Origin of the sequence: Dickeya parazeae Ech586, from assembly GCF_000025065.1 — a bacterium.
Taxonomy (GTDB): Bacteria; Pseudomonadota; Gammaproteobacteria; order Enterobacterales; family Enterobacteriaceae; genus Dickeya; species Dickeya zeae.
The window spans coordinates 3,689,772-3,702,109 of the sequence record NC_013592.1; the positions used below are offsets into that span (position 1 = coordinate 3,689,772).

A 12,338-nucleotide genomic window follows, 5' to 3' on the forward strand; every position below is an offset into this window, starting at 1 on the left:
CGCCTGCTCCTTAAATAATGATCATGTCGTCGCGGTGGACAGCAACCGGGCCGTATTCGTACCCCAGGATTTCCGCAATCTCCTGGGAGTGATGACCGGCTATCATGCGCAACGCGTCACTGTTGTAACGGGTGACGGCATGAGCCAGGTCACGGCCGTTCAGGCTGCGAATGCGAATGACCTCGCCACGGGAGAAATTGCCCGCCACCTCGCGAATGCCTTTGGGCAACAGGGAACTGCCGCGCTCCAGCATAGCGGCCAGCGCACCGTCATCCACGGTAATTTCACCGGCAGGCGGTGCGCCGAAGATCCAGCGTTTGCGGCTTTCCAGCGGGGTTTCCATGGCGTGGAAACGGGTACCGACCGAGACATCGTTAATCACATCACCGATAACGCCAGCGCGATTGCCTGCGGCAATCACCACCTCGATACCGGAACGGCACGCCACGTCGGCAGCCTGCAATTTGGTGGACATACCGCCCGTCCCCAGGCCGGAAACGCTGCCACCGGCAATCTGACGCAGTTCGTCGGTCACGCCCTGTACTTCACGGATAAGCTCGGCGTCCGGGTTCGTACGCGGGTCGGCGGTAAACAGCCCGGTCTGGTCGGTCAGCAGCAGCAGCTTATCGGCATCCGCCAGCATGGCGGCCAACGCCGACAGATTGTCGTTATCGCCGACTTTAATTTCTGCCGTCGCCACCGCATCGTTCTCGTTAATCACCGGTACGATACGGTTATCCAGCAGCGCACGCATGGTATCGCGGGCATTAAGGAAACGTTCCCGGTCTTCCAAGTCGGCACGGGTCAGCAGCATCTGCCCCACATGGATGCCATAGATGGAAAACAGTTGTTCCCACAGTTGAATCAATCGGCTTTGCCCTACGGCTGCCAGCAACTGCTTGGTGGCGATGGTCGGTGGCAGTTCCGGGTATCCCAGATGCTCGCGGCCGGCGGCAATCGCCCCAGAAGTCACAATCACAATGCGATGCCCTGCGGCATGCTGCTGGGCGCACTGGCGCACCAGTTCGACGATATGGGCGCGGTTGAGGCGGCGTGAACCGCCAGTCAGCACGCTGGTACCCAGTTTTACAACCAAAGTCTGGCTGCCACTCATAATTTTTCTGCCGTTGCGTTGAACAATAAACAATAAAAGGATGAAAAAAACGTTGTAACAGGAGAAACGCGCAATGCCAACCAGCACAACGCGAAAACCCCTGACTCCGGCGTGATGCCGGAGAGCATCATGGTCGTGCGGAGAGGGAAAAAGGTGGGTCGAGTTGTTCTACCAGCGCCTGCAGGCGGGTGTGGAAATCTTCACGGGTAGCCAGCACTTTCTCATGTACCTCAGTATCTTTGATGGTTTCTTCGCGCCAGTCGCCCGCCTTATCAAACAGACCGATACGGTAGGTATAAAACAGGGTTTGATCCTGCCATTCCAGATTAAGCCACCAACCCCAAAACTCTCGCTTTTCCGGCGCAGGTTTTACATTGACACAAACCGCCAGGCAATCAAAGAAAAAATGCTTTTCTTCGCACTGATCTTCACGCAAATACGGCCCCAATGAGGCAAATTTCTTGATGAGCCTGCTTTTCACTGCCATGACACCCTCCTTTAAAATCAGAAGACTTCCAAGCATTCACAGCGACGGAGTCAATCAACCTGCCAGAACTGCTGACACGGGTTCAAGTTTTTTTGCGTCCGTCGTTTCAGGGCGCGAGCCGTGTCACACCGCCACCCACTATACGGATAAATGCAGACTATATTGATAAGAAAAACTAATCAATCACAGTTATTTTTTATTCATCGCCACACCCGTCGCCCTTTACACCCGGCAACGGGGTGACAGCACTACAGATGCGAGAGGTTAGCGTAACTGGCGCTGTAACCAGTCGGTCATCTGTTGCAGCGCCAGATGGAACGTCTGGTACACCGGTGAGAAATTCAGTGCCAGCAATTTCCCCTGTTGCGAAGAGTTAACTATCAACATCGACTCTTCCGGCGGGCTAATCAGGTCATCTTTCCAGTAGCCAGAAAGCATCGGCGTCGGGCAGCGTCGTCCCAGCAACCCCTGCATTTTGAGGGAGTAACGCCCCATTTCTACCAGCAACGCCGCATCGGAGGAATAGGTCATGCCAAGGCGACTGGCGAGCACATCCATAAACATGTCAGGCACCTGCCGCTGACGCTGAGCATCCGACAGCAGGTGGTGCACAATCGGCCCCAGACAGGCGACCGCCCGTAGCCGGTTGGCTTCCAGATACGCCAGTCGCACCGCGATATTGGCTCCAAAGCGAAAACCAAAGGCACCGACGCGAGTATGATCAATCCACGGCACATCCGGTAACGCCCGCAGCACCTGTTGATGGAGAAAGCTGGAATCCTGATCCAGTTTCCAGCGTGAAGAGAACCCGACCGACGGCATATCCACCGTCAGCATCGCGAACCCCGCCGGGGCGAGATAATCCTGAAACAGGCGGTGATAATCACATTGCAGCATATCCAGACTGCCGCAGATCAGTACGGTTGGAAACGGTGCCTTCCCCTGCGCGGGCAGGTGCAAAAAGGCGGTCAACTGCCCGCCGCCGTCTACCGGAAAGGTCAGGGTTTTCAGTTCGTAGGGAAGATGAATAGCGGCTTCTTCATAAGCGCGATTCGCCAGCGTCTGCGCCTGCTCGGCCAGTTCATCCCCTTTAAGATGGGGATAGGCGGCGATACTGTACAGGTTGGCGGCGTTCAGCCAGCATTGCCCCGCCTGTTCGCTCTGCGGATGCTGACTGGCCTGTTGTTGCCAGCGCATCCCCTGTGATACCCACTCGTAGATCCAGTTACCCCCGCGATAGCCAATCACTGTATCCAGCCGCTGCTCATCGCTGCGCGTCGCCTGGCTGGCGGCAATGCGTGATAGCACCTCTTCAATTTCCCATGGGTGCACACCACGCCAGATCCACAATAACCGGTTAAGCATCCGATACCAGTTGTTGGTGGTTTCACCTTCCAGCGCCGACTGCATCTCGGCCGAGCCGGGCGTATTGCGGGAGCGCTGAATAAGCGTAGAGGTTTCCTGATGTCTTACCGATGGTTTAAATAGCGTTTCGGACAGGTTGGCCTGAACCACAGCTGCCTCCATGGACGAATCAACGACGGAACGATGAGGGTATGTGGGAAAAGTGTACCGAACAAACATGCACCGGGCTATAGCGGTACCGCACTATTCAGCCGACAAAAACCATCTTGTCGACAAAATCTATCAACCAGCAAAAACAGTCAACCTGCAAAAACAAACACGCCCGGCATAACCGGGCGCGTCGACGATAACAGCGGTATGGAATTAACGGCCAACCAAAGGCGGTACGAATACCACGCCCATGTCCCACGGCTGTTCAATCCAGGTATCCTGAGGGATATCGACTTCGTAGTCGTCTACCAGCGGTTTACCCGCCGGTTTGGCGAAAATAGTGATGAAGTGAGCTTTCGGGTACATTTCGCGGATCGCCTTGGCAGTACCGCCAGTGTCCACCAAATCATCGATTACGATGTAACCTTCACCGTCACCTTCAGCGCGTTTAAGCACTTTCAGCTCACGCTGGTTGTCATGATCGTAGCTGGAGATACACACAGTATCGACATTGCGAATACCCAGTTCACGGGCCAGTAAAGACCCCGGGACCAGACCGCCACGGCTCACGGCAATAATGCCTTTCCACTGTTCGGCCGGCAGCAAGCGCTGAGCCAGTTTACGGGCATGGATTTGCAACATATCCCAGGTGACGATGTACTTTTCACTCATAAAACATATCCCAGCCAACGATGAGGTCGGCTTAATCAGAATCAGAAGGGGAAAATAAGGTTGCGCGAGATTATAGATAGCTGAGAAGACAAAAACCAGTATTTATGCACACACTGGCAACTGGTAACTCACCGTAATTAATTAACCGTTCGTAATGTGAAAAAGTTATTAGACGTGATGTTACAGATGCGTTACAAACAAGGAGAACAGAAAATAGCCAGGAGAATAGCCATGACGATGTTTGACAGTTTCCTCCTTGCACAACTGGATGTGTTCGCCCCTTTCTTTGTTATCACCATACTGACGGTGATTTGCTTCGAACTGAGCATCAGCTTGCGCTTGTTGCGCCAACGCCAACCAGCTTTGACCCCGATTGTAATTCATCGGCATGACGCTACGTCCGATTCGCCACGCCACACCGACTAATCACGCAGACCGGGAAGAGGGCTCCCCCTCTTCTCCGGACTTTCTTCCCAGGATTGTATTGCCTGAATTCGCGCTCACGTATTCCGCCGTCTTCCACCTTCCGCCCCGTCAGCCATGCATAATCCTTATACCGCGGACATTCTCTCCCGCCGTGGGAAAGTGGTATTCTGTACTGACGTGCCTGCGTCTTCAGGCGATCAATAACCATGTTGCTCTGGCATCACACGCCGTTTGTCGCGTGAATGCCTAACTGGAGAGGTTCAATAGTGTCTGCTTTGTCTCAACTCTCCCCACAGCCGCTGTGGGATATTTTTGCCAAAATCTGCTCTATTCCACATCCGTCTTACCATGAAGAAGCACTGGCTGCGTATATTCTGTCATGGGCAAAGGAGCGCGGCCTTCACTCGGAACGCGATCAGGTTGGCAATATTCTGCTGCGTAAACCGGCGACACCCGGCATGGAAAATCGTAAACCGGTAGTGATCCAGGCGCATCTGGATATGGTGCCGCAGAAAAACAACGACACGGTACACGACTTCACTACCGACCCCATCCAGCCTTATGTCGATGGCGAGTGGATCAAAGCGCGCGGTACGACGCTTGGCGCAGACAACGGCATCGGCATGGCTTCGGCACTGGCGGTGTTGTCTGACGACAGCGTAGAGCACGGGCCGCTGGAAGTGCTGCTGACCATGACGGAAGAAGCCGGTATGGACGGTGCGTTCGGCCTGCAACCCAACTGGCTTCAGGGCGATATTCTGATCAATACCGATTCGGAAGAAGAAGGCGAAGTTTACATGGGATGTGCGGGCGGTATCGATTTTCTGACCCGTCTGCCGTTACAGCGCGAAGCCGTTCCAGCCGGTTACCAGACGCTGAAACTGGTCATCAAGGGGCTGAAAGGCGGCCATTCCGGTTGCGACATTCACCTGGGGCTTGGCAACGTCAATAAACTGCTGGCGCGTTTTCTGGCGCACTACGCCACCGAGCTGGATCTGCGGGTTATCGACCTGCACGGCGGCACACTGCGCAACGCGATTCCGCGTGAAGGTGCGGTGACCCTGGCGGTATCCGCTCATCACGTGGATGCCCTGAAAGACGCCGCGCAAGCCTATCTGGCCGTCCTCAAACATGAGCTCGCCGCCGTAGAAAAAAATATCACCTTGCTGCTGGAAACCACAGAAAGCGCCACGACTGCGCTGACTACCGCCAGCCGGGATCGTTTCATCGCGCTGTTGAACAGCACACCGAATGGCGTTATCCGCATGAGTGACGACATCAAAGGCGTGGTGGAAACGTCGCTAAACGTTGGCGTCGTCAGTATGACCGAGACGCAGGCAGACATTCACTGTCTGATCCGCTCGCTGGTCGATAGCGGTAAAGACTACGTGGTCAGCATGCTGACTTCGCTGGGCGAACTGGCGGGTGCTGATACCGAGGCCAAGGGCGGCTACCCTGGCTGGCAGCCGGATGCACAGTCACCTGTGATGCATCTGGTACGCGAAACGTACCAGAAGCTGTTCGGTAAAACCCCCAACATCATGGTGATCCATGCCGGTCTGGAGTGTGGTTTGTTCAAGAAACCGTATCCAGATATGGATATGGTTTCCATCGGGCCAACCATCAGAGGCCCACACTCACCGGATGAACGGGTTCATATCGCCAGCGTCGGTCAGTACTGGACGCTGCTGACGGCGTTGCTGAAAGCCATTCCGGAACGCGCCTAATCTGCGCCGGTGATGCCTGCTAATGCGGGCATCACCGCCAGATACCGAAACACGTTCGTTTACTGCCAAACGTCAATCCCACGGCAAGAGCAGTTGCCGTTCCAGCTGTGGGTCCATCAACGACACATGCAACCCCACCAGCCTCACGCCCCGGGCATCACGCCGCTGCTCCCAACTTTCACGCGCCAGCCTTAGCAAATCCGGCTTATTGAGTACCGGCCAGACATGCTCCTGCGTGGTCTGACGAAAATCATCAAATTTCAGTTTGACCCCCTGGCGGGCGATATGCAGATCCGGACGAACACGTCGCAGGCGTAGCTCCAGCTCGTCGTACAATCGTTCAATCAGCGCTTCGCAGGCAGTCCAGTCGTGAATATCCCGTGCCAGGGTCTTTTCTACGCCAACGGATTTTCGTAGGCGATCCGGCGAGACCTGGCGCTCATCAATACCGTGGCAGCGCTCCCACAACACCCGGCCGAATTTACCGAATTCCCGCAATAGTTCGCTCAGAGGGTAACGACGGACATCCGCACAGGTATGTAAACCGCACTCTGCCAGCCGTCGGGCGGTCACGTTGCCGACACCGGGGATTTTTTCCAGCGGCAACGCCAGCAGAAACGCCTCCATCTGCGTGGGGGCAATGACACACTGCCCATTGGGTTTGTTCTGTTCAGAAGCAACCTTAGCGAGAAATTTGATGGGTGCGACACCTGCCGATGCCGTCAGATGCAGTTCATCAAAAATCGTCTGGCGAATTTCCTGTGCCATCAGGGTGGCGGAACCCCCGCAGTGCGGGCTATCCGTCACATCAAGGTAGGCTTCATCCAGCGACAGCGGTTCAATCAACGAGGTATAGCGGGAAAATATCGCGCGGATCTGGAGGGAGGTGGCTTTGTAAACCTCCATACGGCCGGGCAACAAGGTCAAATGCGGGCACAGTCTCAACGCGGTAGCCGTCGCCATCGCACTGCGGACGCCATAACGGCGCGCTGGGTAGTTGGCGGTACAAATCACACCGCGGCGATCGGCACTGCCGCCAATCGCCAGCGGGATATCACGCAGGCGCGGATTATCCCGCATCTCTATTGCGGCGTAAAAGCAATCCATATCAACATGAATGATTTTGCGCATCGCCCCTCCAATTAACTGGATAAATATACAGTTAATTTTTGCGACAGGCAATATCTTCTCTTAACGTGATGCCACCCAGTCAATACGGCAGCGTGATTAGCCTGGCGCTATCAGCCGGAATAGTCCGATTTTTTATTCTTTTTTCCTTCCTGAATAAAACAGATACGGTGATAATGTGGTGGCGCGACTTGACATCAGGCTATCCCTCGCTATGGGGCATAGCCTAATGGCAGGACCAAGCCTGACAGATAAGGGAATACGGGGGCATCACCGCCACACGCCGTATCAGACAGAATCACAGTGCCAATAATCAGGATTAACAATGCACAAAGTCGCGTTTTCGCTTGCGATGTTGTTTATTTTACCTTCCGTCGCCATCAGCAATAGCTACGCCAATCAGGTCTCTCCGGTAGCGACAGAAACCAAACAGCAGGTTGCTGGTTCACCGGTTTATATTCAGATCTTCAAGGAAGAACGGGTGCTGGAGCTTTATGCCATGATTGGCGGCGAATACAAACTGGTACAGAGTTACCCGATTTGTAAATACTCCGGCGGTCTGGGTCCTAAAATGACCGAAGGCGACTTCAAAAGCCCGGAAGGGTTTTATCAGGTTGATTTAAAACAGCTTAAACCGGACAGCCACTATTATCGCGCCATTAATGTCGGCTTTCCGAACGAGTACGACCGCGCGCACGGTTATTCCGGTCGTTACCTGATGATTCACGGTGAGTGTGTGTCTATCGGCTGCTACGCCATGACCAACAAATACATCGAAGAGATTTACACTTACGTGGAGAAAGCACTGCGCAACGGGCAGCAGAAAGTCGAGCTGGCGATTTATCCGTTCCGCATGACCGAGCAGAACATGAAGCGCCACAGCCGCTCCAACTACTATAAATTCTGGAGTCAGTTGCAGCCGGGCTACGCTTACTTCAACCGCATGCATCAGCCGCCAGCGGTGTCGGTGCTCAACGGGCAGTACGTGGTTAACCAGTCCGCGCCCGTTGGTCAGCCAGAATCACATTACGCGCTCGCCAAAACAAAATAACGCGAACTCGCCTGGCAGAATCCGATGCCAGGTTTCGTTGCCGGTCAGCGGTTGCGTCGCCAGCACAGTGACCACATCGTTAGGTGTGGTCTGCTGCTGAAAGTCTATCTCAACATCGTCATCCAGTAAGGTCGCTTTGCCAAACGGTGCTCGCCGGGTGATCCAGTGCAAGTGCGTCGAGCAAAATCCCATCACGAACTGCCCGTCCGACAGCAACATGTTAAACACTCCTTTTTTGCGTAGCTGCTCCGCCAGTGTGGCGATGTAGCGAAACACAGCAGGCCAGTTAGACGGCGTACGCGGGTAGCGTTGCGACAACTGGTACAACAGCCAGCAAAACGCGTACTCGCTATCCGTTTCCCCAACCGGACGAAAATGGCCGGTTTTCAAACGCCGATACCCCTTAAGCTGACCATTATGGGCGAACGTCCAGTTCCGGCCCCACAACTCGCGGGTAAACGGGTGGGTATTTTCCAGCGCGACCGCGCCACGGTTGGCCTGACGGATGTGAGAAACCACCGCGCAGGATTTAATAGGATAGTTCTGCACCAATTCGGCAATCGGCGAGGTAAAGCTGGGTAGAGGGTCTTTAAAGGTACGGCAGCCGTTTCCTTCGTAGAACGTAATCCCCCAGCCATCACGGTGCGGCCCGGTACGGCCGCCCCGCTGCATCAGGCCGGTAAAACTGAAACAGATATCCGTTGGGACGTTGGCACTCATCCCAAGCAGTTCACACATGTCTGGTTCCTTTCACTACTACTGCTGCTACTGCTGCGCGTATGACGACGGCGCCTCATGGCAGGCAATCAGTTGCCAGCCATTTCCTTTTCAATCAACTGGATCAGAATATGGATAGCCTTGATGTGCACTTCCTGAATCCGGTCAGCGTAACCGAAATGCGGTACGCGAATTTCCACATCGGCGGTACCGGCCATTTTGCCACCATCTTTGCCGGTCAGTGTAATCACCTTCATACGCTTGGCACGGGCCGCGCTGATAGCCTTGATGATGTTGCCGGAATTACCAGAAGTGGAAATCCCCAGCAGGACATCCCCTTCACGTCCCAGCGATTCGACATAACGGGAGAACACGAAGTCATAGCCAAAATCGTTACTGACACAGGACAGATGGCTTGGGTCAGAAATGGCGATAGCCGGGTAACCAGGGCGGTTTTCACGGTAGCGGCCGGTGAGTTCTTCAGCGAAATGCATAGCGTCACAATGAGAACCGCCGTTACCGCAGGAGAGCACCTTTCCGCCTGCCTTGAAGGCATCCGCCAGCAAAACCGCCGCATCCTGAATTGCCTGAATATTGGCATCATCACTTAAAAATGTATTCAGTGTGGATGCCGCTTCTTTCAGCTCATTACGGATTAAGTCCTGGTACATGGAATCCTCTCATTCAATGACATCATGATATGTAGGCGGAGCCTCTGGTGAGGCATGGGGTGAAACATCGGGTCATGATGAACCCTGTTACCGGGCGATGCCCGCCATTCCACGCCATAAAGAGACGCAACCTGTATTGCCGTGCAGTGTAGCGGATCGCCCAAACGACGAGAAGCAGACAATTGCCAAACGACGGCATCGCGCACCCGAGGTTTCATCCGGCAGCGAGTTTGTGAGTTAAGTTGTAATTGCGTTGTAAATGAATTGATAAAAACACCTTACTGAACTAAAACCACACTATACCAACAGGTCAGACCACAAACGTAAACGGATTAAGCGGACTGGAGAATAAATTATGGTTGCAGTCAGTGTCCTGATCGTCTTGCTGCTTATCGGCGCTCTGCTCTACCACCGGGCTTCACTGTGGCTGAGCAGTGCGGTACTTGTACTCTGGGTTGTCGTCATGGCGTCGCTGCATGTGTGGTCAGCCTGGTTGCTGCTCCCACTCGCTCTTGTACTCGTGCCGTTGCTGGCGACACCGTGGCGGCGGCGATGGTTAGCTGCACCGGCGCTGGCGGCGTTCCGCCGCGTTATGCCGCCGATGTCGAAAACGGAAAAAGAGGCGATTGATGCCGGTACTACCTGGTGGGAAGGCGAATTGTTTCGCGGCACGCCAGACTGGCGCACCCTGCATGCTTACCCCCGACCGGCGCTCACACCGGAAGAACAGGCCTTTCTGGACGGGCCGGTGGAAGAAGCCTGCCGCATGGCAAACGACTTTGAGATCACCCATGAGCGCGCCGATTTACCGCCGGAACTGTGGGCATTACTGAAACAACATCGCTTCTTCGCGCTGATCATCAAAAAAGAGTACGGCGGGCTGGAATTTTCCGCTTACGCGCAGGCGATGGTGTTGCAAAAACTGGCGGGCGTCTCCAGCATCCTGGCAATCACCGTCGGCGTTCCCAATTCGCTCGGCCCCGGTGAGTTACTGCAACACTACGGCACCGACGAGCAGAAAAACCACTACCTTCCCCGGCTGGCGCGTGGTGATGAGATCCCCTGTTTCGCGCTGACCAGCCCGGAAGCCGGGTCCGATGCCGGTGCTATCCCTGATCTTGGCGTGGTGTGCTACGGCCACTGGCAAGGCCAACAGGTGCTGGGGATGCGGCTGACCTGGAACAAACGCTATATCACACTGGCCCCTGTCGCGACTGTACTGGGGCTGGCATTCCGGCTGTACGACCCGGATCACCTGCTGGGCACCCAGGACGACATCGGCATTACCTGCGCCCTGATCCCCACGCAGACCGACGGCGTCAAAATCGGCCGCCGTCATTTCCCCATTAATATCCCGTTCCAGAACGGTCCGACGCAGGGTGAAAACATTTTCGTTCCGCTGGATTACATCATTGGTGGGCCGGGTATGGCAGGTCAGGGCTGGCGGATGCTGATGGAGTGCCTGTCCGTCGGACGTGGTATCACCTTGCCATCCAACGCGACCGGCGGCCTGAAAAGCGTGGCGCTGGCGACCGGTGCCTACGCCCGTATCCGCCGCCAGTTCAAATTGCCGATCGGCAAAATGGAAGGGATTGAAGAACCGCTGGCCCGCATAGCGGGCAACGCCTACGTGATGGATGCCGCCGCGACGCTCATTACCAGCGGCATTATGCACGGCGCGCGGCCATCGGTGCTGTCGGCTATCGTCAAGTACCACTGTACCCATCGCGGCCAGCGCGGCATCATCGATGCAATGGACATCACCGGCGGTAAGGGCATTTGCCTGGGCCCGTCTAACTTTGTCGCCCGTCACTATCAGGGGGCACCAATCGCCATCACCGTCGAAGGTGCCAATATTCTGACCCGCAGCATGATCATCTTTGGGCAGGGCGCGATTCGCTGCCATCCTTACATCCTCAAAGAGATGAACGCAGCGCAGAATAATGACCTGAAAGCCTTTGATCAGGCGCTGTTCGGCCATCTGGGCCACGTCGCCAGCAACGCCATGCGTAGCTTGTGGCTGGGCCTGACCAACGGGCGCACCAGTCGCGCCCCGGTCAACGACGTCACCCGCCGCTACTACCAGCGCCTGAACCGGCTGAGCGCCAATCTGGCACTACTGGCCGATGTGTCGATGGGTGTCCTGGGTGGCAGCCTGAAGCGCCGCGAACGTCTTTCTGCCCGGCTGGGCGATGTGCTAAGCCAGCTCTATCTGGCGTCTGCCACGCTCAAGCGTTATGACGAGGAAGGTCGCCAGGAGGCTGACTTACCGCTGGTGCGTTGGGGCGTTCAGGACTGTTTGCATCAGGCCGAACAAGCCATCGTCGACCTGCTGCGCAATTTCCCCAACAAACTGGTGGCGCGGTTACTGCGTGTGATGATTCTCCCGCTAGGACAGGTCAGCAAAGCCCCAAGCGACCAGTTAGATCACCAGCTGGCGCGGCTGTTACAGGTGCCGTCCGCAACCCGCAGCCGGTTGGGACGTGGCCTGTATCTGCATACTGGTGCTCATCACCCGGCGGCACAACTGGAACATGCGCTGCGCGATATTCTGGCTGCCGAGCCGATTTATCAACGTTTATCGCAATCGGCAGGTTACCCGTTGCCCTTTATGCAACTGGATAAACTGGCGGAACACGGGCTGGCGGAAGGGGTGATTACGCCAGAAGAAGCCAACCTATTGATGCAGGCGGAAGCCAGTCGGCTGCGCTCTATCAACGTTGATGACTTTTCCCCGGACGCGCTAAGCGCACACAAGGTGGAGAGCAGGCAACGAGTACCGGTTGATGCTGATACCGCCGCCTGACAGGTCTGGCGCTTTTTCTGGTTG

11 protein-coding genes are annotated in these 12,338 nt (G+C 55.6%); 4 read left to right on the forward strand and 7 right to left on the reverse strand.

Translation table 11 applies throughout. From position 1 onward, the window contains the following. Window positions 1–10 precede the first annotated feature (10 nt). The 4 genes from proB to gpt all read right to left on the reverse strand — a co-directional run bounded on the left by proB (window position 11) and on the right by gpt (window position 3,788). On the reverse strand, window positions 11–1,114 hold the full coding sequence (gene proB / locus DD586_RS16110) for a glutamate 5-kinase (protein ID WP_012885880.1): 1,104 nt from the start codon (window positions 1,112–1,114) through the stop codon (window positions 11–13). Between the two features lie 127 nt (window positions 1,115–1,241). Next, window positions 1,242–1,601 carry a sigma factor-binding protein Crl gene (crl, locus tag DD586_RS16115; RefSeq protein ID WP_012885881.1) on the reverse strand — a complete coding sequence of 120 codons (360 nt, stop codon included), beginning with the start codon at window positions 1,599–1,601 and terminating at the stop codon, window positions 1,242–1,244. 264 nt (window positions 1,602–1,865) lie between these two features. Beyond that, window positions 1,866–3,116, reverse strand: a complete 1,251-nt coding sequence (frsA, locus tag DD586_RS16120; protein WP_012885882.1) for an esterase FrsA — start codon at window positions 3,114–3,116, stop codon at window positions 1,866–1,868. Window positions 3,117–3,329: 213 nt separating this feature from the next. Beyond that, window positions 3,330–3,788 (reverse strand): xanthine phosphoribosyltransferase, encoded by a 459-nt coding sequence (gene gpt / locus DD586_RS16125; RefSeq protein WP_012885883.1) that lies wholly within the window; start codon window positions 3,786–3,788, stop codon window positions 3,330–3,332. Between the two features lie 231 nt (window positions 3,789–4,019). Here gpt and DD586_RS16130 point away from each other — a divergent pair, with 231 nt between their 5' ends. Next, entirely contained in the window at window positions 4,020–4,214 is a 195-nt protein-coding gene (locus tag DD586_RS16130) for a hypothetical protein (RefSeq protein ID WP_012885884.1), read from the forward strand. Between the two features lie 266 nt (window positions 4,215–4,480). Then, the gene (gene pepD / locus DD586_RS16135; protein WP_012885885.1) at window positions 4,481–5,941 is read left to right on the forward strand and encodes a beta-Ala-His dipeptidase; all 1,461 of its coding nucleotides are present in this window, start codon (window positions 4,481–4,483) and stop codon (window positions 5,939–5,941) included. A gap of 72 nt (window positions 5,942–6,013) precedes the next feature. On the opposite strand, the gene dinB is transcribed toward pepD, so the two are convergent. Further along, the gene (dinB, locus tag DD586_RS16140; RefSeq protein WP_012885886.1) at window positions 6,014–7,072 is read right to left on the reverse strand and encodes a DNA polymerase IV; all 1,059 of its coding nucleotides are present in this window, start codon (window positions 7,070–7,072) and stop codon (window positions 6,014–6,016) included. A 322-nt stretch (window positions 7,073–7,394) separates the two neighbouring features. Between dinB and dpaA the strand changes: the two genes are divergently transcribed. Continuing rightward, window positions 7,395–8,120, forward strand: coding sequence for a peptidoglycan meso-diaminopimelic acid protein amidase (gene dpaA, locus DD586_RS16145; protein ID WP_012885887.1), 726 nt, complete (start codon window positions 7,395–7,397; stop codon window positions 8,118–8,120). Here the strand turns inward: dpaA and DD586_RS16150 are convergent. Then, complete coding sequence (locus DD586_RS16150; RefSeq protein WP_012885888.1) at window positions 8,091–8,858, reverse strand: class II glutamine amidotransferase; 768 nt, start codon at window positions 8,856–8,858, stop codon at window positions 8,091–8,093. The genes dpaA and DD586_RS16150 overlap by 30 nt on opposite strands. A 68-nt stretch (window positions 8,859–8,926) precedes the next feature. Next, entirely contained in the window at window positions 8,927–9,508 is a 582-nt protein-coding gene (gene lpcA / locus DD586_RS16155) for a D-sedoheptulose 7-phosphate isomerase (protein ID WP_012885889.1), read from the reverse strand. A gap of 355 nt (window positions 9,509–9,863) precedes the next feature. On the opposite strand from lpcA, the gene fadE reads away from it, so the two are divergent. Further along, on the forward strand, window positions 9,864–12,314 hold the full coding sequence (fadE, locus tag DD586_RS16160) for an acyl-CoA dehydrogenase FadE (protein WP_012885890.1): 2,451 nt from the start codon (window positions 9,864–9,866) through the stop codon (window positions 12,312–12,314). Window positions 12,315–12,338 lie beyond the last annotated feature (24 nt).

Excerpts from the sequence above, each read along its gene's own strand:
- proB (WP_012885880.1), bottom strand. The coding sequence starts at position 1,114 with ATGAGTGGCAGCCAGACTTTGGTTGTAAAACTGGGTACCAGCGTGCTG.
- crl (WP_012885881.1), bottom strand. The coding sequence starts at position 1,601 with ATGGCAGTGAAAAGCAGGCTCATCAAGAAATTTGCCTCATTGGGGCCG.
- gpt (WP_012885883.1), bottom strand. The coding sequence starts at position 3,788 with ATGAGTGAAAAGTACATCGTCACCTGGGATATGTTGCAAATCCATGCC.
- DD586_RS16130 (WP_012885884.1), top strand. The coding sequence starts at position 4,020 with ATGACGATGTTTGACAGTTTCCTCCTTGCACAACTGGATGTGTTCGCC.
- dinB (WP_012885886.1), bottom strand. The coding sequence starts at position 7,072 with ATGCGCAAAATCATTCATGTTGATATGGATTGCTTTTACGCCGCAATA.
- dpaA (WP_012885887.1), top strand. The coding sequence starts at position 7,395 with ATGCACAAAGTCGCGTTTTCGCTTGCGATGTTGTTTATTTTACCTTCC.
- DD586_RS16150 (WP_012885888.1), bottom strand. The coding sequence starts at position 8,858 with ATGTGTGAACTGCTTGGGATGAGTGCCAACGTCCCAACGGATATCTGT.
- lpcA (WP_012885889.1), bottom strand. The coding sequence starts at position 9,508 with ATGTACCAGGACTTAATCCGTAATGAGCTGAAAGAAGCGGCATCCACA.
- fadE (WP_012885890.1), top strand. The coding sequence starts at position 9,864 with ATGGTTGCAGTCAGTGTCCTGATCGTCTTGCTGCTTATCGGCGCTCTG.